Origin of the sequence: Geobacter metallireducens GS-15 (genome assembly GCF_000012925.1) — a bacterium.
Classification (GTDB): domain Bacteria; phylum Desulfobacterota; class Desulfuromonadia; order Geobacterales; family Geobacteraceae; genus Geobacter; species Geobacter metallireducens.
Genome location: NC_007517.1, coordinates 3923486 through 3943288 on the forward strand (window position 1 = coordinate 3923486; position 19803 = coordinate 3943288).

Annotated in this window: 17 protein-coding genes; 10 read left to right on the forward strand and 7 right to left on the reverse strand. The window is 61.9% G+C overall.

Annotation, left to right across the window (positions count from 1 at the left end):
* The first annotated feature begins 121 nt into the window (after positions 1-121).
* On the forward strand, positions 122-871 hold the full coding sequence (ric, locus tag GMET_RS17520; protein ID WP_004513651.1) for an iron-sulfur cluster repair di-iron protein: 750 nt from the start codon (positions 122-124) through the stop codon (positions 869-871).
* Positions 864-1652, forward strand: coding sequence for a PP2C family protein-serine/threonine phosphatase (locus GMET_RS17525; RefSeq protein ID WP_004513652.1), 789 nt, complete (start codon positions 864-866; stop codon positions 1650-1652). Before ric ends, GMET_RS17525 begins: the two co-directional genes overlap by 8 nt.
* A 146-nt stretch (positions 1653-1798) precedes the next feature.
* Here the strand turns inward: GMET_RS17525 and GMET_RS17530 are convergent, their stop codons facing one another.
* Complete coding sequence (locus tag GMET_RS17530) at positions 1799-2632, reverse strand: hypothetical protein (RefSeq protein ID WP_004513653.1); 834 nt, start codon at positions 2630-2632, stop codon at positions 1799-1801.
* 162 nt (positions 2633-2794) lie between these two features.
* Positions 2795-5296, reverse strand: coding sequence for a plasma-membrane proton-efflux P-type ATPase (locus tag GMET_RS17535; RefSeq protein WP_238378955.1), 2502 nt, complete (start codon positions 5294-5296; stop codon positions 2795-2797).
* A gap of 140 nt (positions 5297-5436) precedes the next feature.
* On the opposite strand from GMET_RS17535, the gene GMET_RS17540 reads away from it, so the two are divergent.
* On the forward strand, positions 5437-5898 hold the full coding sequence (locus tag GMET_RS17540; RefSeq protein WP_004513655.1) for a universal stress protein: 462 nt from the start codon (positions 5437-5439) through the stop codon (positions 5896-5898).
* A 109-nt stretch (positions 5899-6007) separates the two neighbouring features.
* Here GMET_RS17540 and pal read toward each other — a convergent pair whose 3' ends face one another.
* The 5 genes from pal to GMET_RS17560 form a co-directional block, all read right to left on the reverse strand.
* A complete protein-coding gene (gene pal, locus GMET_RS17545) occupies positions 6008-6592 on the reverse strand; it encodes a peptidoglycan-associated lipoprotein Pal (protein ID WP_004513656.1) in 585 nt (194 codons plus the stop codon).
* A gap of 65 nt (positions 6593-6657) precedes the next feature.
* On the reverse strand, positions 6658-6783 hold the full coding sequence (locus tag GMET_RS19215) for a hypothetical protein (protein WP_261974671.1): 126 nt from the start codon (positions 6781-6783) through the stop codon (positions 6658-6660).
* 593 nt (positions 6784-7376) lie between these two features.
* A complete protein-coding gene (locus GMET_RS17550) occupies positions 7377-7610 on the reverse strand; it encodes a hypothetical protein (RefSeq protein WP_004513657.1) in 234 nt (77 codons plus the stop codon).
* Positions 7611-7672: 62 nt separating this feature from the next.
* Complete coding sequence (locus GMET_RS17555) at positions 7673-7891, reverse strand: hypothetical protein (RefSeq protein ID WP_004513658.1); 219 nt, start codon at positions 7889-7891, stop codon at positions 7673-7675.
* A gap of 304 nt (positions 7892-8195) precedes the next feature.
* On the reverse strand, positions 8196-9257 hold the full coding sequence (locus GMET_RS17560; RefSeq protein ID WP_004513659.1) for a threonine aldolase family protein: 1062 nt from the start codon (positions 9255-9257) through the stop codon (positions 8196-8198).
* Between the two features lie 232 nt (positions 9258-9489).
* On the opposite strand from GMET_RS17560, the gene GMET_RS17565 reads away from it, so the two are divergent.
* The 7 genes from GMET_RS17565 (at position 9490) to GMET_RS17595 (ending at position 19795) form a co-directional block, all read left to right on the forward strand.
* On the forward strand, positions 9490-11523 hold the full coding sequence (locus GMET_RS17565) for a B12-binding domain-containing radical SAM protein (protein WP_004513660.1): 2034 nt from the start codon (positions 9490-9492) through the stop codon (positions 11521-11523).
* Between the two features lie 254 nt (positions 11524-11777).
* Positions 11778-12761, forward strand: a complete 984-nt coding sequence (locus GMET_RS17570; RefSeq protein ID WP_004513661.1) for a dipeptidase — start codon at positions 11778-11780, stop codon at positions 12759-12761.
* Positions 12762-12913: 152 nt separating this feature from the next.
* Complete coding sequence (locus GMET_RS17575; protein WP_004513662.1) at positions 12914-13267, forward strand: hypothetical protein; 354 nt, start codon at positions 12914-12916, stop codon at positions 13265-13267.
* A 122-nt stretch (positions 13268-13389) separates the two neighbouring features.
* Positions 13390-14697, forward strand: coding sequence for a TolC family protein (locus GMET_RS17580; protein ID WP_004513663.1), 1308 nt, complete (start codon positions 13390-13392; stop codon positions 14695-14697).
* Positions 14694-15968: an efflux RND transporter periplasmic adaptor subunit gene (locus GMET_RS17585; protein ID WP_004513664.1), complete on the forward strand. Its 1275-nt coding sequence runs from the start codon at positions 14694-14696 to the stop codon at positions 15966-15968. The genes GMET_RS17580 and GMET_RS17585 overlap by 4 nt, the downstream gene beginning before the upstream one ends.
* Positions 15969-16100: 132 nt before the next feature.
* The gene (locus tag GMET_RS17590; RefSeq protein WP_004513665.1) at positions 16101-19205 is read left to right on the forward strand and encodes an efflux RND transporter permease subunit; all 3105 of its coding nucleotides are present in this window, start codon (positions 16101-16103) and stop codon (positions 19203-19205) included.
* Positions 19202-19795, forward strand: coding sequence for a hypothetical protein (locus GMET_RS17595; RefSeq protein WP_004513666.1), 594 nt, complete (start codon positions 19202-19204; stop codon positions 19793-19795). The genes GMET_RS17590 and GMET_RS17595 overlap by 4 nt, the downstream gene beginning before the upstream one ends.
* The last annotated feature ends 8 nt before the right edge of the window (positions 19796-19803 follow it).

Below are 19803 nucleotides of genomic sequence, written 5' to 3' on the forward strand. Positions count from 1 at the left end.
AAATACAAATCCGGGCTCCCCTGCCTGCTTCCGCCGGGAAGAACAAGCAGGTGAAGGTGGCTTGACCTCGCAGGGGAATGCGATAACGTAGGTGTGTGCAGCAACTATCCAAGGGGGGACGATGATGGAAGACACAAAGACGCAGCAGGAAGATGCAGGCGCCGTCAGGACCATCGGTGGGTTCGTGGCCGAGGATTACCGGACGGCGGAGGTGTTCGAGCGGCACGGGATCGACTTCTGCTGCGGCGGAAATGTTCCCCTTGATACTGCCTGCCGACAGAAAGGGATCGACCCGGCCGTTATCCTGGACGAGATCGAAGCAGCGAAGAGGGAACCGATGGAGCGGAGCCAGAACTTTGCGGTGTGGGAACTCTCGTTCCTGGCCGACTACATCGTTGCCGTCCACCATGCCTACATCAAGGACAATGCCGGGCAGATCGTCTTGTACGCCCGCAAGGTTGCCGAGGTCCATGGCGGCCGCCATGCCGAAGTGAAGGAGATCGCCGCGATCTTCGAGAAGGTCGCCGCCGATCTGGCAACCCATCTGCGCGAGGAGGAGGAAATCTTCTTTCCGGCCGTCAAGCGGGCCGATGCGGCGAAAAAAGCGGGGAAGAGGCCGGAACGGCAGGATATCGACGCCATCCGGGGGGATCTGGCAAGGCTCCGCCGGGAGCACGAAGAGGTGGGGGATGCGATTCACACCATCCGCCGCCTTGCCGGGGATTTCGCGATCCCCGACGACGCCTGCAACACCTACGCGGTCACCTACCGGAAACTGAAGGAGTTCGAGGACGACCTCCACAAGCACGTGCACCTAGAAAACAACATCCTTTTTCTGAACGCGGAAAGGGATCTGGGGGACTATGACTGAGAAAAAGCGCGGCAAGGGCGGCTTACGGGTAGATCCGTTCGAGCTGAAACTGGCACGGGAGGTGGAGCGGCTCCTGTTCCCGAAGAGTTCGCCGGTCTGCACCTGGAACTGTATCGGCGTGAAGAATCGCACGGCCGGGGTGCTGGGCGGAGACTATTTTGACTCCATCACCCTGCCGGACGGCCGATTGGCCCTCATTGTCGGCGATGTCACCGGCCACGGTCTCCACGCATCCGTCGTGATGTCGATGCTCTACGGATTCATCCACCATGCGGCATTCGACCAGATCGAACCGAAGGGACTGGCCGCGCAGGTAAATGCCTTTCTCTCCCATTTTGCCGAGCGGTCCCGAACGTTCGACCTCTATTTTTCAACCACCCTCTTCATGGGGATCATCGACCCGACAACCCTGAAACTGGAGTACATCAACGCCGGGCATGTCCCTCCCCTTATCCGCCGCGCCGACGGCATCATCGAGCTTCCCCCGACCACCAACCCCCTCGGGTATTTCAAGGCCCTCGACATTCCGTCCGCGTCGGTCCGCCTGGAACAGGGCGACCGCCTGCTCCTCTATACCGACGGGATCATCGAAGCCGTCAATCCCGCCGGGGACCGGTTCGGCCTGGAGCGCCTGAAGGAGACGCTGGCGGGCAACTCCCCTGACCACATGGAGTTTCTCGACCGCGTCTTCGCGGGCCTTCGCTCGTTCGGCGCCGCCGACCCTCCGGAAGATGACTGCACCCTCCTGGTCGTGGATATCCACGGTCAGGTGCCGCCCTGACATCTGTAAAAATTTCAGACTCTCCTGGTGCCGGTCCTGTCCTTTGCGGAACGTGATGGCCCCACAAGAAAAGTCCCCGCTGTTGAGCGAGGACTTTTCTTGTGGGGCCTACGCCCTGAATCGGGTTTATCGTGCGGAACGTACGCTTAAAAGAGGTAATAGAGGGAGAGGCCGCCACGGAATCCGTCAGCCGGCCCCAAGCGGAGTTCTGCAGCCTTGTCGGTGGCATCGGTGGCGACCGTGTAGGCCACGGAAGGAATCAGATAGAAGTTGTGCGCCACCTGAAGGTAACTCGACACTTCGAAGACGAAATCCTCGTTGGCACCCATGTCAGCTGTCGAGGTGTTGAAGTTGGCATCGATCTTCGCGTCGAGCGTGACCGTATGGTTAAGCTCCTTCTCGAGGCCGAGGGAAAGGGTATGGGTGTCCTGCATGTCGTGATTCCTGATGGTCGCGCGGTAGACGGCATAGGGGAGGTAATGGTGGCCAAGGTTTGCGCTTGCCGCGATAAAGGGACTCACGTCCGTCGTGCCTGTCCCTGCGTCCTTCTTCCGGGCGGTATCGAATTTCAGGCCGAGGCCGGTGACAACGGTGAACGGTTCTTCTTCTCCCCCAAGCAACCGATACTTGGCTTCGAGTGCAACGTCGCCGAAGCCGTCACGCTTTTCAAATTCAGCCTCGACCGCGCTCAGTTCCGTCTTTGCCCGCTCGTTAAAAACGAACGGAATCGAGGCGGTTATCTCCAGGCCATGCCCGAGACCGGCACCGAGGGAGTAAACGGACTCGAGGATGTTGGTCGTCCGTGTCCCCGAACCATCGATGGGGCTGCTGACATCCCCTCTGGTGTGGGAGTACTCGAAGCGGGCCTGGGCCTCCATCTGCTTCTGCTCCAGAACGTCAGTGATCAGCAGTTTGTGCTCCGCATGCGCCGCTGTCGCCGACAGCAACATCCCTACCACTGCAACAACCGTCTTCTTCACGACACTTCTCCTTCCGATGAAATGAAATAATCCGCCAACCTCTGGCATGACGCTTTAATGAAGAGGCAAAACCACAACACTCAATACACCAATTTTCACCGTTGTGACAACCTTATTAGCGAATATCCGATGCCTGTGACATTGCCAGGAGGTTGAACAACGTCAACGCCGTACTTTCTCCAGCAGTCCCGGGGCCCGCCGGTCAAAGATGCGGTAGGCCCCCAGTTTTACCCGGTCCTCGATCACGAACCAGACAAGGGCGTAGGCCCAGACGATCCCGCCCCATGCCCAGCCGATGGGAGCCATGAAGAGGCCATAGACCGCGATGGCGGTGGCGACGAGCTGGGTGCCGACGGTGGCGGCCAGAAGGGCCGTGGCCGGCCGGTTGCTCCAGAACGGCCCCCGCGCCCTGGCGGCGAAGATGGTGAGGTGTCCCGATACCGAGAGTTTCAGGTAGATGAGGCTCTGGATGACGTCACGGCCAAGACCCGAGAGCCGTTCCGCCAGGTAGTAGAGACCGAAGGTTGCGACGACGCCGACGATGCCAAGCACCGTGGATACGCCGAGGACCACCGGCATGTTCCAGGATTGGGGCTCCGGGGCCGCCTCCTGCCGGTCGACGGCAATGGCGAGGATCGCCCCGTCGTTCAGAAGCGCCAGGAGCACGATCATCACCGCCGTGACCGGATAGAAGTTGAAGACAAGGATCGAGAGGGTGATGAAGAGGAGAACCCGGATCGTCTCGGAGATCCGGTAGATGGTGTAGCTGTTCATCCGTCGGAAAATACGGCGGCTCTCGGTGACGGCGTCGATAATGACCGAGAGGCCGGGGGTGAGGAGAACGATGTCTGCCGCGGCCCGGGCGGCGTCGGTGGCCCCGGAGACGGCAATTCCCGCATCCGCCTTCTTGAGGGCCGGAGCATCGTTGACGCCATCGCCGGTCATCCCCACGATGTGCCCCTGCTGCTGGAGGGCCTCGACAATGTGGAACTTGTGCTCGGGGAAGACCTGGGCAAAGCCGTCGGCCTTGTCGATGGCGTCGGCGAGCCGTGAGGCCTCCCGGTAGTCGGCGCCGGTAAGGAGCGCGGCATCGAGAATCCGGTCCCCAAGGCCGAGCTCCCTGCCGATTTCCCGCGCAATGGCGAGTTGATCCCCCGTCACCATCTTGACCCGGGTCCCCATGCGACGGGCAGCGGCCAGGGTCTCCCGTGAATCGTCCCGTGGGGGGTCGAAGAGGGGGAGGATGCCGAGCATGCGCCACGCCCCTTCCTTGTCGGCGCGGGCCACACCGAGGGAGCGGAACCCCCGGGCCGCGAACGCCTCCACGGCTGCGTCGATCCGGGCTCGGACCTCGGGGGGAGGCGACGCAAGTCCAACGATGACCTGGGGGGCTCCCTTGGTGACCGTGAAAGTGGTCCCGTCGGGGGCGGAAACCGTTGCCTCGGTCCGCTTGGTCACGGGGTCGAAGGGGACAAAGCGAAGCACCCGGTATCCTTCCAGGGATGCTCCTGCCGGGAGTTTTCGTAAAATGGCCAGATCGATGGGATCGGCGTCCTCCCTTCGGGAAGCGAGGGCCGCGGCGAGGATGACGGCGTCAGGGTCGATCCCCTCGGTGCAGGAGGGAGCGCCGAGGGTGAGCTCGTTCTTCGTGAGGGTCCCGGTCTTGTCGGAGCAGAGGATATCCATCCCCGCAAGCTCTTCGATGGCGGCAAGGCGGCTCACGATGGCCTGGCGGCCGGCCAGGATCCGGGCTCCCACCGCCATGGTCACCGAGAGGATGGTCGGCATCGCCACCGGGATGGCCGCCACGGTCAGAACCAGGGCGAACTGGAGCGTTTCGCCGATTGGGTCCCCCCGAAAGAGGGCCACGGCGATGATCAGCAGCACGAGGCCAATGGCGACGATGATGAGGTAATCGCCGATCTTGAGAACGGCCCGCTGGAAGTGGCTGACGGTCCGGGCCTCCTCCACGAGCCGGGCGGTTTTCCCGAAGGATGTCTCCCGGCCGGTGGCGTAGACAAGGGCATTACCCTCGCCCCGCCTTACCACGGTTCCCGAGTAGACCGCCTCCCCCACCCCTCGCGAAACCGGGAGCGATTCGCCAGTCAGGGCCGACTGGTCCACCTCCAGGGGATTTCCTTCGATGAGGCGCCCATCGGCCGGGACGATGTCCCCGAGCCGGAGCCGGATCACATCTCCCGGGACCAGTTCCCGGGCAGGCACACTCTGCCACTCGCCACCACGCCGGGCCTTTGCCTTGAGGGCAAGGGTCTGCTTCAGGGCCGCAATGGCATTCCCCGCCTGGTACTCCTCCCAGAACCCCACGACGGCATTCACCATGAGGAGGACGATGATGATTCCGAAATCCTCCCAGTGCCCCACGAGCGCAGAGAGCAACGCCGCAGCCTCGATCATCCATGGGATAGGCCCCCAGAAGAAGGTGAGGAGTTTCCGGAAGGCGGAGGGCTCCCTTTCCTGGAGTTCGTTGTAGCCAACCTTTTCGAGACGTCGGGCAGCCTCGGTGGGGGAAAGTCCTTCGGGCGAAGAAGAGAGCCGGCCGAAGAGCTCGACAAGGGGGATCGTTTGCAGCGAAGGATCCTCAGCGGATCGTTCCTCGTTTACAGGGTTCTGGTTCATTCTCTGCAGTCCTTTGCGTGCCTTCATCCTGATAACGGTGGGTCAGGCTAAAGGATATCCCGTCCCGCTCCACAGGCAACCGCCCGGACGACTACTTTCCTCGCACTTGATCCGTGTTACACTTGTAGCAGGAAAGGCGTTCAAATTTACTGACAGAGGTGAAAATCATGGAAGATTTCAGGCGTATTCTCGTGGTGAGCAGAATGACCACCTACTGCCAGGAGGCGGTTCACTGCGGCGTCTCCCTCGCCCGCAAGTATGGCGCGGAACTCTTTCTTATCCACGCAATTCACAATCCGTTTGGACTTGAAGGATGGAACCTCCCCGTTGTTTCCCTCGAAAAGGAGTATGAGAAGATCACGCGGGAGGCCAAGGCAGACCTGGACAGGATTCTGGAGAGGGAACGAAGCAATGGTCTCCCGGTGGCCGAGTTGATCAGGAAAGGGGAGCCAACCAAGGAGATCCTGAAGGCGGTGGAAGAGCTGAAGATCGATCTTCTGATCATGCTCTCCCATGAAGAATGGCGTCTCGAGCATTTCCTGTTCGGAAGGAGCAACGAGGAGATCGTCCGGAAGATGCCCTGCTCGGTCCTTCTCGTAAAAAAGGAACCCCAGTCGGTGAAGTGGTAGGAAGGTCGCCTTGCCAACCAGCCATCAGCAGAGTGATGCAGCGAACGTGGCAAGGCGTGGGTAGAGGGGCAAAGGAGCCGTTCCGGCTCCTTTGCCCCCATGGTTTCCGTTACTTGACCATTACGACGAATTCATCCCGCCTGTTTTTTGCCCAGGCTGCTTCGTCGTGTCCCGGATCAGCGGGTTTTTCCTCTCCGTAACTGATGATGGAGAGGCGATCGGCCGGCACACCCATGGTAAGCAGGTATTTCATTGCTGCCTGTGCCCTCCTCTCCCCAAGGGCAAGATTGTACTCGTCAGAACCCCGCTCGTCGCAGTTCCCTTCTATCCGCACCTTGAAACTGGCACTCTTTAACAACTCGGCGTTCTTGACCAGTGTTTCCCGCCCTTCCGAAGAAAGCACGGACGAGTCGAAATTAAAGAAAATCTTGGTAAGGGCAGCCTGCAGTTGAGCTTCTGTCATAGTGCCCTTTGCGGCACCTTCCTTGGACTGGTCTTTGGACTGAACCTCCTTGGCCGGCGGAGTCTTGATTCCCCCATCCTTTACTGCCGGCTTGGCAACGGCCGCTTGAGCAGTCTTGTTTGATGCGACCGGGACCATCTCATCTTTCTTTATCGTCTCGTTTTTGGCACAACCTGCCACCGCAAGGATTCCGATGCTTAACATTGTGACACGACACAACATTTTTCTCATGGCGATACTTCTCCTGGTAAAAATGGAAGCTGATTGGCATCAAATTTTCCGCTTCGGCGATTACATCATCCCCTCTCCCTGAGGGAGAGGGCCAGGGTGAGGGGGGAGTGGCGATATCGTGTCGCTCCCCTCATCCGGCCTTCGGCCACCTTCTTCCCTAGAGAGAAGGTTTTAGCAGAGATCAGTGCCAATCAGAAAATGGAATGAATGGTGATTACGTCCGGAACATGCCTGACGTCAACGAACAGAGAGAACAAAATGTATCAGGCGTACGCTAGGGGAGGTGCTCTGGCGGAAATGAAGCAGAGTACGGAAGAAACAATCTTGTGGGGTTCGAAATGGACGGCTGAAACCCGTGGCGCTGATACATTGAAGAACTCGGCTCGATGGCAGAGTTCAACCGCCTGACCGTGTTTTTCAATACCTGCCTGTGTCGTTTTTACCTGAGTTTCAATTACGGCACGGGGCCGTGACGTGGGTTTCTGGGGTCTTGCTATGTTCGGAGTTCTCGTCCCCAGAAACACGAGGACAAGGGAAACGGTCACTATGACCGGCCACAGAACCCTTTTATCTGCAAGAGAAACCCTCCACTCTTTCATGAGAACACTATCTATACCGAATAGAGGAGCATTGCAAGGAATTCTCTGAAAACCTGAAGGCTATCAGCAGGCAAGCAAAAAGGCCGTCTCCCTCTCATAGGGGACGGCCTTTTTGCTTGCGGCTCCATTAATTCTCCCGTGCCGGGCACCCGATCATCTTGAGGCCGCAGTGGTTGCCGTGCGTTCTAGCGGCTCTTCACCTCAGCTTTTTCGCCGAAGCTCTCCTTAACCCCTTTGGCCATGCCGAGCATGGTGAGAACCGCCGGGACCATCTGGGCCACGATGATCAGGGCGCAGAACCCGAGGAAAATCCACACGAACACGCCGCTGTTGTCTTCCCGTGCTCCCGATGCCGCCAGGGCCGACGTTACGCTCCCCATTACCAGTGCCAGTGTGCCGGCTGCAGTTCTCGCTCTCATGGCCGTCTCCTTTCTCATCGTATTCGTATTGTGCCGGTCTCTGACCGGGTTGTTTCCGAAACCTAGCGGGCACCTTCCTCTTCCTTGCCCGAGAAGAGCCCCTTTACCATGGAGCCGAGCAGGACGATTGCCGGGATGGTCTGGAAGGCGATGACGGCGGCGCCCAGGGTCAGGAACAACGGGGCGAGGAATCCCCCTTCGTCGGCGGCTGCGCCGCTGGCGGCAAGGGCTGAAGAAGCGGTGACTATCGTAACGATCAGGGCGTTGGCTATGGCTTTCATGACATCCTCCTTGTTTTCCGGTGCTAACTGATTGCTTTTGTCTTTTACATAGCATCGGGCATGCCAGGAGTATGAAAATTTATTATTATTTTATAACATATTGAAATTACTGAATGATTATTCGAAGCATCCGGCAACGGAGATACGGCGGGGGAGGAAATCGTATAGGGGGGGCATACATGCTGGGAAGGGAAATCTCTCCTTCCCTGAAACACATCAGTGTAACAGCTTGATATTACTCATCACTAAACCTCGTATCGGGTGCATATAAAAATAATGCGTCTTAAGAAAAAATTCTAACTCCTCACCCATGGCGCGAGGCGACGGCCGAAAGGTCGGCCGCCAGGAGATCCACGTCCGCCTCGGTGGTCTCCCAGGAGCACATGAAACGGGCCCCGCCGGAGCCGATGAAGGAATAGAAGTGCCACCCCCGCTCCTGGAGGGCGGCGGCCACCTCAGGGGAGAAGTCGGCGAAGACCGAATTGGCCTGGCGGGGGAAACGGATTCCCACGCCGGGAATCTCCCGCAGGCGGGCCTCCAGCCTGGCGGCGCAGGCGTTGGCGTTGGCCGCGCGGGTGAGCCAGGCGCCGCTTTCCAGCATGCCGACCCAGGGGGCGGCCAGGAAGCGCATCTTGGAGGCGAGCTGCCCCGCCTGCTTGCAGCGGTAGTCGAATTCGGAAGCCAGGTCCCGGTTGAAGAAGATGATCGCCTCCCCCACCGCCATGCCGTTTTTGGTACCGCCGAAGCAGAGGACATCCACCCCCGCTTTCCAGGTGAGTTCGGCGGGGGCCGCGCCGAGAGTGGCAACGGCGTTGGCGAAGCGGGCCCCGTCCATGTGGAGCTTCAGATCGAGGCGCCGGGCCAGCTCCCCCACGGCCTGAAGCTCCTCCACCGAATAGAGGGTGCCGAGCTCCGTGGCCTGGGTGATGCTCAGGGCCTTGGGCTTGGGATAGTGGATGTCGGTGCGGCGCTTCACCGTGTGCTCCACGGCCTCCAGGTCCACCTTGCCGTGCCCGCCGGAGACGAGGAGGATCTTGGTCCCGTTGGAGAAGAATTCGGAGGCTCCGCACTCGTCGGTCTCCACATGGGAGGTCTCGTGGCAGATGATGCTGTTGTAGGAGTGACAGAGGGATGCCAGGGCCAGGGAGTTGGCGGCGGTGCCGTTGAAGACGAAAAAGACCTCGCAGTCGGTCTCGAAGAGGTCCCGCAGGAGCCGGCACGCCTTCTCCGTCCAGGGGTCGTCGCCGTAGGAGCAGGCGTACCCCCTGTTGGCGGCCTCCATGGCCTGCAAGGCCTCGGGACAGATCCCGGCGTAGTTGTCGCTGGCGAACTGGTATTTTTTGACCGTATCGACTCCATCTGTCATCGGCACTCTCCATAGAACCGCGCGGACGCGGGCACTTTTCGGGAGAGAGTATACGGGCGCGGGAAAATAGTAAACCTGAATCCGTCGCGGATCCACGGTCAAGAGCGGACAAAACGGTCGCTGGCCCGCCGCCTTGCACGGGTCGATTTGTGTGCTACACTCTCAGCTACTCCGGCAGAAACAGCCGCCCGGTTTTGCGTTCGAGGCGGGAACGCCGGGGAGGTAGCGGCCCATGAACATTTCCCTGGTCTTCCCCCCCTTTCATCTCCAGTCCCTCTACAATCTCCCCCCCCTGGGACTCATCAGCCTCGCCACGGTGCTGGGTGAGGCGGGGCACCGTGCGGTCATCCGCGACCTGGTGCTGGCCCTGCGGCAGGGAAGCCTCGGCATGGGAAAGGAGCTGTACGGGGAGGCGGCACGGATGATCCTCCGGGACGATCCGGACTTGGTCGGCTTTTCCGCCCAATGCACCACCTTCCCGGCAGTCGTCCGGATCGCCCGGCTCCTCAAGGAACAAAAGCCCGACCTGCGCATCGTGGCGGGTGGGCACAACGTCTCCTTCCTCGACGTCCCCACCCTTGAGCGCTTCCCCTGGATTGACGCCGTGGTCCGGGGCGAGGGAGAGGTGACGTTCCGGGAACTGGCAGCCTCCTTTGCAGTCGGCAATGATCCTGCGGAGGTAGCGGGAGTTACCTGGCGCCGGGGCACGGAGATCGTCCGCAATCCCGACCGGGAGTTGATTGCCGACCTCGACACCCTTCCCCTCCCCGACTACACCCTCGTCCCCCCCCTGGCCAGCTACCGCGACGCCTGCGGCATCCCCCGGAGCATCGCCATCCTCGAAGTGGGGCGAGGCTGCCCCCACCGGTGCGTCTACTGCTCAGAGTCGGTCATGTGGCGGCGACGGACCCGGACCTTCTCCATTCCCCGGCTGATCCGCGAGATGGAGGAACTCCACGGCCGCTTCGGCGCCGAGTGCCTCGTCCTCGCCTACGACCAGTTCACGGCGGACCGGCGCTTCGTGGAGGAGTTCTGCAACCGGGTCATCGATGCCCGGCTGAACCGCGTCCCCTGGTACTGCATCTCCCGGCTCGATTCCCTCGACAGGCCGCTCCTCGACCTCATGCGCGAAGCGGGGTGCGAGTCCATGTGCTACGGGATCGACTCCGGCTCCCGCAGGACCCTGGCGTTCATCGGCAAGGAGATCGACGAGGGGATCCTCTACCAGCGGGTGCGGGAGACCACCGAGGCGGGGATGGTTCCCACCCTGAGCTTTGTTATCGGCTTTCCCGAGGAGGAGCGCGAGGATATCGACCAAACCCTCTTCCTCGCCCTGAAGGCGGGAGTCCAGGGGAACAGCGCTCCCCTCGTCCAGCTCCCGACGGTCCTGGCGGGGACCGAGCTCCACCGGCGCTATACCGGCCGCCTTGTCAGGGAGGTGGACACCTACTTCTCCCTCGGCCTCGAATTCGACCATGGCCGCCGCCTGGCCGACGACGAGCGTCTCATCGATGCCGACCCCTTCCTTTTCAGTTCCTTCTACAACCTCCCCTGCGCCGGGGTTCCCCTGGCGGAGCTGGACCGGATCGCCCGGTGGTTTCCCCTCATCCTCAACGGCTACCCCAAGTCGTTCATCCTCCTCTCCCTGGCCCTCGGCCGGCCTCCCAGCAACCTCTTCCGGGAAATCCTCTCCCGGCTGGAGGAGGACGGGTGGCGCGAGGATGACCCGACGGCCGAAACCGCTTTCCTGGAGCGCTTTCCCTGCCATGCCGAAGGGCTCATGGCCGGAAGCGCCTCGTGGCCCCACTTCGCCGAAATCCTCACCTACGAGACCCTGGCGCTACGGGCGACCCATCGCGGTCCGCCCCGCGCGGACGGGGCCGGACCGCTCAAGGGCGACCCCGCTGGGGAGTGCCGGCCGGTGCTCCGGGAAGAAGTCACAGTGTCCGAATTCCGCCGGAACCTGCCGGCGATCATCGCCGACCTGAAGAGCGGCATCTTCAGGGAGTCCTACCCCCCGGAGCCGACGCTCCTCATCTTCTATCCCTCGGGGGAGAGGCTTGAGGTGATGGAGATCAACCGGTTCGGCAAGGATTTTCTCCTCCTCTGCAACGGCTTGGCCACCTGCGAGGAGATCGCGGCGACGCTGTACGGAGAGTACGGCGACGCCATGGATTCCGGCGCGTTCAGCGAAGAGTGCAAGGACGCCCTTACCGTGTTCACGGGGATGGGACTCGTCCGCGACGGTGCGGCACCCGCCCCTTGACACGCTCTTCTCATCCCACGGAAAGGAGGTGATTCCCGTGTTGAAGATCAGGACGATCGAATCAAAAGCCATGTCGACGGCTGCCTGTCACGGTCCGGCGTGCCATTCGCCGGCTTGCCACTCACCCGCATGTCATGCACCTGCGTGCCATGCCCCGGCATAGGAAATGATCGCTGAAGTTTTCCGAGCGGGTTGACGCCATGGTCTGCCCGCTCTTTTTCGTTCCGCTGCTGCGGAACCGATGAGGAGCGATTGTGTCGCTGCATCCCGCGGACTTCATTGAAAAACCGCCGCGCTTCCCGGTCGTCGACGGCCACGTGGACCTCGTCTACGACCTGATGCGCCGTCACCCCGGAATCCCCTTCGAGCAGGTGGCAGACGGGCAGGTAACCGCCCAATCACTAAAGAAGGGAGGAGTGTGGGTGCTGGTGGCTGCCCTCTACTGCGCCGACAGCCACAACGGTCCCGCGAGCGCCGCGCGGGAGATGCGGCGGCTCCACGACTACGCCTGCCGATACCTGGAATGGTTCGCGCTACTCCGGAGTCCCGGGGAGATGGCGGCCGCCCTCGGAGGAAGCGGCCCCCCCGGCATCGTCTTTCTCGTCGAAAATGCCGACGCCCTGCTGGAGCTGGACCTGGACGAGGTACGGCGTTGGGGAGTGAGGGCCGTGGGGCTGACCCATGCCGGCAGAAACCGGCTGGCCGACGGCAACGGCGTTACCGACCCGAAGGGGCTGACCGCTGCGGGGAAAAGTCTGGTGAGGAGCATCGCCGGCGCTGGCCTCATCCTCGACGTGGCTCACCTGGCCGAGCCTGGTTTCCGGGAGGTGGCTTCCCTCGTCACTGGCCCCCTCATCTCCTCCCACACGGGGCTTCGCTCCTTCTGCGACCGCCCCCGCAACCTCTCCGATCCCCAGGTGGCCGAGATTGCCCGCCGGGGAGGGGTGGTGGGAATTTCCGCCGCTCCCGAGATGCTTGTTCCCGGAGGAACGGCGACCCTCGACGACCTCTTCCGCCAGGTCGATCACGTGGTTCAGCGGCATGGACCGGAGGCGGTCGGCATCGGGAGCGATTTCGGCGGGTTCGACGACACGGCAAAGGGAGCGGAGGACCACGGCGGACTTCCCCTCCTGGCGGAGCGCCTCCTGGGGGCGGGCTATCCCGCCGGGGCAGTGGGGCTCATCATGGGGGGAAACTGGTGCCGGATCTACGGGGGAATTCCCGGCGGACCGGCATGAGAGTCGCTGTTTTTATCTTTTCGGATGCCTAACAGACTGCCGGACAAGAGCTTTTTGCCCTGGAGCCGATTGTTCATTGACACGCCCGACATCCCACAATTATGATATTCCTCACTTTCATGAAAGCCTGGCAATTGCGTACGGGACCAGCCATGTTCAACAAAATCATAGCCGTTTTGCTCATCATGGCCGTCATCACCATTGCCGGCAACGGGCTTTGTTTCGCGCAGGATAACGACCATTGCCCCCAGGCATCCTGCGCCAAGGCCGGGACGGTTCTGAAGGCGGATTGCGGAGACGCAAGCCCCTGCTGTCCCGATGATGGCGGGGATACCGAGGGGCACTGCCACTGCTGTCTCTCCTGCCCGTGCCACGCCCCGCTGAACAGCCAGCCCCCCCTGATTTCCTATTCGCCTCTTGTCATCAGCTTGTCGTTCCTCGAACACCTCAACGCGCCACCGGACGTGTACCGCTCCATCTTTGTCCCTCCCCAGATACAAGCCTGATCCGCTGAAGCAACGGCCCCGCAGCCGTGGGGAATTCGTGCGCCCTTAGTCCGAATTTCCACCCTTCAGCGCCACTCTGTCACCCACAATTCAACCCAGCAAATCAGCAAGGAGGTGCTGTCTTGTCGCGAGCGTATCGTTTCGTGCCCGGAGCGGTCCATCTGCTCCTGGCGTCATTGGTTCTTTCCCCCCAGGGAGCCTCGGGTGAAATGCACTCGCTGACCCTGCCGCAGGCTGTGGAGTATGCCCTCGTCAACAACGGCGAGCTGAAGGCGCTGCGCGCCGAAAAGGAGGTGGCCCGGGCCGGGCTGGAGCGGGCCGCGCTCTTTCCCAACCCCACCCTGGAGTTGTCCGGAGATACCGGTGCCCTGACCGGCAGTTCCGGCGAGAACGTCGTCTCAATCGGCCTTTCCCAGGAATTCCTCACCGGCGGCAAGCGGGCAAAGCGCCGGGCCGTCGCCGAGGTGGAGGCGGAGGAGGTCCGCCAGCAGATTGCCGACCGGGAAAGAACCCTTGCCCTGGAGGTGAAGAGCACGTTTGCCGAGTTCATGCTGGCCCACAAAAGGCGGGAGCTGGCCCAGCGGGCCGTGGAACTGAACGGGAAGCTGCTGGAGATAACGCGGGAGCGCCTGGCAGCCGGGGATATCCCGGAGCTTGAGGTGAATCTCGCCCAGGTGGAGCTGGCTCGGAGCGAAGGGCGAAAAATCGAGACCGTGCGCGGGCTCAGCCCCCTTCTGGCCCGACTGCTGACCCTCCTGGGGCTCCCGACAGGGGATGAGGTCAATTTAGCCGACTCTCCCGAACGGCAGCCCGTAACTATCCCCCCCGATGAGCTCACCCGCCTCGCCCTGGAAAACCGCCCCGACCTGAAGGCGCTCCAGGCTGCCCACGACAGGGGGGACGCCGCGGTGGAACTGGCCGAGGCGGAGCGCATCCCGAATGTGATTGTTGGAGTCGGCTACACCCACGAGCAACGGGTGGACGCCACCGGCGTCGGAGAAGAAAAGACCCGCGACAACCTCCTGGGAATGAAACTTTCCATCCCGCTCCCCGTATTCGACCGGAACCAGGCCGGCATCCTCGAAGCCCGGGCCAGGGCGCAGAGCGCCGGGAACCGGCTGGAGTTCGCCCGCACGGGCGTGGCCCGGGAGATCGACGGGGACTATGCCCGGCTGGCGACGGCGGACAAGGCCCTCGACCTCTATACCGGCGGCATCCTCCCCCAGTTGGAGGAGAACCTGAAGATCATCCAGGAGGCCTACCAGCTGGGCGAGGTGGGGATCCTCTCAGTCATCGAGGAACAGAAGAAATACATTGAGGTCCACGACGGCTACCTCGCCGCCCTTGCCGACCGGCAGACCGCCCTGGCGCGGCTCGAAGCCTCGGTGGGGGTCGATTTCCAGAACAAGACCAGCGGAGGTGCGCAGTGAACAGGAAAAACGGAATCATAATCGGCATCATCCTGGCCATGGCCGTCGGCGGTGCCTTTGTCTATCGCTCTACCCATGTGAAAGGGGGCGCCGGCGAGCACGCCGAAACGAAGGAGGCCGGCCATACGGATGAAAAGGGAGGCCACGAAGAGGGGAAGCACGAGGGAGAGAAGGAAGGTCATGAAGGCCATGATGAGCATGGGGAAGAAGGGACGATCAAGATGACCGCCGAGGTGCAGAAGCAGAACGGCGTGGCCGTTGCTCCGGCCCAAAAACAGCGGCTCGCCGGCGCGATCAGCGCCACCGGCAAGGTGGAGGCCAATGCCGACCGGATCGCCCATGTCTCGCCGCGCATCTCCGGCAAGATCGTCAGCGTCCGGGCCTCCCTCGGAGACGGCGTCGCCGCCGGGCAGCCCCTGGTGACCCTGGACAGCGTCGAACTGGGTGAGGCCCTGAACCGCTACCACCAGTCAAAGACACGGCTCGCCCTGGCCCAGTCCAATATGGACCGGATCAAGGCGCTGGTGGAGAAGAAGATTGCAGCCCGCAAGGACATCCTCCAGGCGGAGACCGACTACAAGATGGCGCAGACGGAACTCCATACCGATGAAGAACGCCTCTCCCTCTATGGCGTTTCAACCTCTGACCTCGGAAAGGCAAACCACCGGAAGCCGCTCCTGCCGGTCCGCTCCCCCATCGGCGGCATCATCACCGAAAAACACGCCATCGTCGGCGAGCTGGCCGACCCATCCAAGAGCCTCTACACCGTGGCTGACCTTTCGTCGGTCTGGGTGATGGTGGACATCAACGAAAAAGATCTGGTCAAGATTCACCGGGGGCAGACTGCCGCCGTCACCGTCAGCGCCTTTCCCGACCTGAAACTGAAGGGGCGGATCACCTACATCGCCGACCTGGTTGACGAATCAACCCGCACGGTCAAGGCCCGGGTCGAGGTGGCCAATCCGGGGCGGAAGCTGAAGCCGGAGATGTTCGCCACTATTGAGTTGACGCTGGCGGCCGACGCGCCGCCGGTCCTGGCCGTCCCCGAGGATGCCCTGCAGGACCTGGACGGGAAAAAGGTGCTCTTCATCGCGGAGAAGGACTCCGAATTCGCTGCCCGTCCCGTGCAGACCGGCCGGGCGGCCGGCGGTCTGGTGGAGATCGTTTCCGGTCTGAAGGAGGGTGAGAACTACGCCGTCAAGGGCTCGTTCATCCTCAAGTCGGAGATCAAGAAGGGTGAGATGACCGACGAGCACGGCCACGGCAAATGATAATACCCTCTCCCTATGGGAGAGGGCTAGGGTGAGGGGGATATGTTGCTGCCTCCCTGTTTTCCCCTCATCCGGCCTTCGGCCACCTTCTCCCATGGGGAGAAGGTGTTACGACTACAGGAGATACAGTTCATGCTGGAAAAACTCATTGCCTATACGTTGCGGCAGAAAGGAATGATCATCTTCCTGGCGCTGCTGATTATCGTCGCGGGACTGTATTCGTACGCGAGACTCCCCATCGACGCCTTTCCCGACGTGACCAACATCCAGGTGGAGGTTGTCAGCCACGCCGACGGCCTGTCGGCCATCGAAATTGAGAGGAACGTCACCTACCCCATCGAGATGGCCATGCGGGGGCTCCCCGACATTGAACAGATGCGCTCGGTCACCAAATTCGGCCTCTCCATCGTCACCATCGTCTTCAAGGACAACGTGGATATCTACTTCGCCCGGCAGCTGGTGTTTGAGCGACTGGCAGAGGCCCGGGAGAAGGTGCCGAAGGGAGTCGAGGTCGCCATGGGGCCCATCGGCACCGCCATGGGGGAGATCTACCAGTACACCCTGGAAGGAAAGATGCCCCAGGATCCGCAGCAGAAGACGGCCTACCTGACCAACCTGCGGACCGTCCAGGAATGGATCGTGACCCCGCAGCTGAAGAACGTGGCCGGGGTGAACGAGATCAACTCCTTCGGCGGCTATTTCAAGCAGTACCAGGTGCTCGTGGCGCCGGAAAAGCTCCTGAAGTACGGCATCACCGTGGATGACGTCTACACCGCCATCGGCAGCAACAACGAGAACGTGGGGGGCAACCTCCTGGAGCGGGGGACGGACCAGTACATCGTCCGCGGCGTCGGCCTGATCAAGGATGTGGGGGACATCGAGAACATTGTCCTCAGGTCGGCGGGGGGGACCCCCACCTACATCCGCGACGTGGCCCAGGTGAAGGTGGGTGAGGCGGTCCGCATGGGGGCCGCCATGAAGGACGGCAAGGATGAGTGCGTCGGCGGCATCGTCATGATGCTGCGGGGCGAGAACAGCCGCGACGTGGTGCGCCGGGTTGCGGAAAAAGTGAAGGAAATCAACGAGAACAACGTCCTGCCGGAAGGGATCAAGATCGTTCCCTATTACGACCGGAGCGACATCGTCAAGGCCAGCGTCGGCACGGTCAACAAGGCGCTCATCGAAGGTTCTATCCTGGTCCTGATCGTTCTCTATCTGCTCCTGAACAGCATCCGGGGGAGCATCGTAGTCCTGATCGCCCTCCCCCTCTCCCTCCTGGCGACGTTCGTCGTGATGAAGCTCTCGGGAATCAGCGCCAACCTCATGTCGCTGGGGGGCCTGGCCATCTCCATCGGGATGATCATCGACACCACCATCATCCAGGTGGAGAACGTGCAGCGGCACCTAAGCGAAGAAGGGGAACGCCATCCCAAACTGGTGACGGTGCTGAAGGCGGTCATGGAGGTGCGCAAACCGAGTATCTTCGGCGAAATGATCATCGCTATCACCTTCATCCCGATCCTGGCTCTGGAGGGGATCGAAGGGAAGATGTTCGGCCCCCTGGCCATCACCGTGGCCATTGCCCTCCTGGCGTCCCTGCTCCTTTCCATTTTCATCATCCCAGTGCTCTGCAGCCTCTTCCTGAAGCCGGATCCGGAAAAGGAGAGCGTCATCATGCAGCGGGCCCACCGGCTCTACGAGCCGCTCCTCGACTACGCCATGAACAAGCGGCGCGTGGTGCTCGGGGTGGCCGGAACGCTCCTGGTGGTCTCCCTCGTCATGGTGACCCGGCTCGGGACGGAGTTCATCCCTACCATGGATGAAGGCTCCTTCGACATGGATGTCTCCCTGCTCCCCGGTGTTTCCCTGGCCAAGGCCATGGAGGTCAACCAGCGGGTTGCAGAGAAACTGAAGCAGTTCCCCGAGCTGGGAACGGTGGTGTCGCGGACCGGCCAGACCGGCGTGGCCCTGGACACCAGGGGGTCGGACAAGACCGGCTACGTGGGGATCTTCAAGCCGAAGGACGAATGGCCGCGGGACATCTCCAAGGAAGAGCTCACCAACGAGATGCGCGAGTCCCTGGAGTCCATCGCCGGCATCACCTTCGGCTTCAGCCAGCCTATCCAGTGCCGCATCGACGAGCTGGTGGCCGGAACCCGGGCGCAGCTGATCCTCAAGCTCTTCGGCGACGACATCGACGTGCTCAGTGCAAAGTCCCAGGAGATCGCCAAGGTCCTCTCCACCATCAGGGGCGGCACCGACCTGAACGCCGAAAAGGTCTCCGGACAGCCCTACCTGACCGTCAACATCGACCGGGCAAAAATCGCCCGCTACGGCCTCAACATCAGCGACGTGCAGAAGGTGATCGAAATCGCCGTTGCCGGCAAGGCGGCATCGCAGCTCTACGAGGAGAACCGCAGCTTCGACATCACGGTGCGTCTGCCGGAGGAGAAGCGCAACTCCCTGGACGCCATCAACAACCTGATCATCACCACGAAGACCGGGGTCAACGTCCCCCTCCAGCAGCTGGCCGAGGTGAAGATGATCGAAGGCCCGGTGCAGATCAGCCGCCAGGACGGGGTGCGCCGCATCGGGATCGAGATGAACATCACCGGCCGGGACATCGGCAGCTTCGTTTCCGAGGCGAAGCAGAAGATCAGGGAAGAAGTGAAGCTCCCCCCCGGTTACTACCTCACCTGGGGCGGGCAGTTCGAGAACCAGCAGCGGGCCATGAAGAAGCTGATGATCATCGGACCGGTGGCCATCGGCCTGATCCTGCTCCTCCTCTACGTCACCTTCCGTTCGATCCGCCTGGCGTTCCTGGTCATCGCCAACCTCCCCTTTGCCCTGATCGGCGGGGTATTCGCGCTCTTCATCTCCGGGCAGTACCTGTCGGTGCCGGCCTCGGTGGGGTTCGTGGTCCTCTTCGGCGTTGCCGTCCTGAACGGCCTCGTGCTGGTGTCACGGATCTCACAACTGCGGGAGGAGGGGCTGGAACTGGAGGAGGCCATCCGCAAAGGTGCCGCCGACCGACTGCGGCCAGTGCTGATGACCGCCTCCATCGCCATCTTCAGCCTGATCCCCATGCTCCTGGCCGGCGGCACCGGCTCGGAGATTCAGAAACCGCTGGCAACGGTTGTCGTGGGCGGACTGGTGACGTCCACCCTGCTGACGCTTCTGGTCATTCCGTCGGTGTATGGCTGGTTTGAAAAGAGGAAGGTGGAGGAAGAGGTATGAACCGGATCACCATGACCGTGCTGGCCGTCGTCACCCTTGCCATCCTTGGCGGTTGCGCGGGGACTGCCGAACTGGCACGAACCGCTGCCATCGCCACGCGGCAGGATGTTTTTGTCGAAAAAGCGCAGGGGCAGTCTCTACCGCCGGGCTATGCCGAGCTTCGGGTTGTGTCGTCCCTGAAGACCCATGGGCCGGAAATCTATTCACGCAGAGACGTCCACGGCACCCCGGAATACAAACTGCTGTTGAACATCGGGGGGCAGACTGCGGAGCTTTCAGGCGATCCCCGCCCGGAGCGCAGCGAGCCCCTCGGACTCCGCGACCCGGAGGCCGGCGAGGGGATGAGGTACCGGTTCACGCAGACCCTGTATGTCAAGGCGGGCACCCACCACATGGTGGTTGCCCTCCCCGCCGACAACGTCGCCACCGAGCGGGAGATCATCCTCCCCGAGGGGAGCAGCACCACCATCGTGTTGGAGCCGGGATACGGTACAGCATCCCCCCGAAGGCGTCCTTCGTCCTACACCGTAACCGATTTCAGGGAAGGGATCCGCGCCCTGCGCGTAGTGCTCAATGACGAGACCATTTAAGGCGCGGG

Coding starts and splice junctions, on each gene's coding strand:
- GMET_RS17595 (WP_004513666.1), top strand. CDS start 19,202: ATGAACCGGATCACCATGACCGTGCTGGCCGTCGTCACCCTTGCCATC.
- GMET_RS17590 (WP_004513665.1), top strand. CDS start 16,101: ATGCTGGAAAAACTCATTGCCTATACGTTGCGGCAGAAAGGAATGATC.
- GMET_RS17555 (WP_004513658.1), bottom strand. CDS start 7,891: ATGAAAGCCATAGCCAACGCCCTGATCGTTACGATAGTCACCGCTTCT.
- GMET_RS17525 (WP_004513652.1), top strand. CDS start 864: ATGACTGAGAAAAAGCGCGGCAAGGGCGGCTTACGGGTAGATCCGTTC.
- GMET_RS17550 (WP_004513657.1), bottom strand. CDS start 7,610: ATGAGAGCGAGAACTGCAGCCGGCACACTGGCACTGGTAATGGGGAGC.
- pal (WP_004513656.1), bottom strand. CDS start 6,592: ATGAGAAAAATGTTGTGTCGTGTCACAATGTTAAGCATCGGAATCCTT.
- GMET_RS17565 (WP_004513660.1), top strand. CDS start 9,490: ATGAACATTTCCCTGGTCTTCCCCCCCTTTCATCTCCAGTCCCTCTAC.
- GMET_RS17575 (WP_004513662.1), top strand. CDS start 12,914: ATGTTCAACAAAATCATAGCCGTTTTGCTCATCATGGCCGTCATCACC.
- GMET_RS17560 (WP_004513659.1), bottom strand. CDS start 9,257: ATGACAGATGGAGTCGATACGGTCAAAAAATACCAGTTCGCCAGCGAC.
- GMET_RS17540 (WP_004513655.1), top strand. CDS start 5,437: ATGGAAGATTTCAGGCGTATTCTCGTGGTGAGCAGAATGACCACCTAC.
- ric (WP_004513651.1), top strand. CDS start 122: ATGATGGAAGACACAAAGACGCAGCAGGAAGATGCAGGCGCCGTCAGG.
- GMET_RS17535 (WP_238378955.1), bottom strand. CDS start 5,296: ATGAAGGCACGCAAAGGACTGCAGAGAATGAACCAGAACCCTGTAAAC.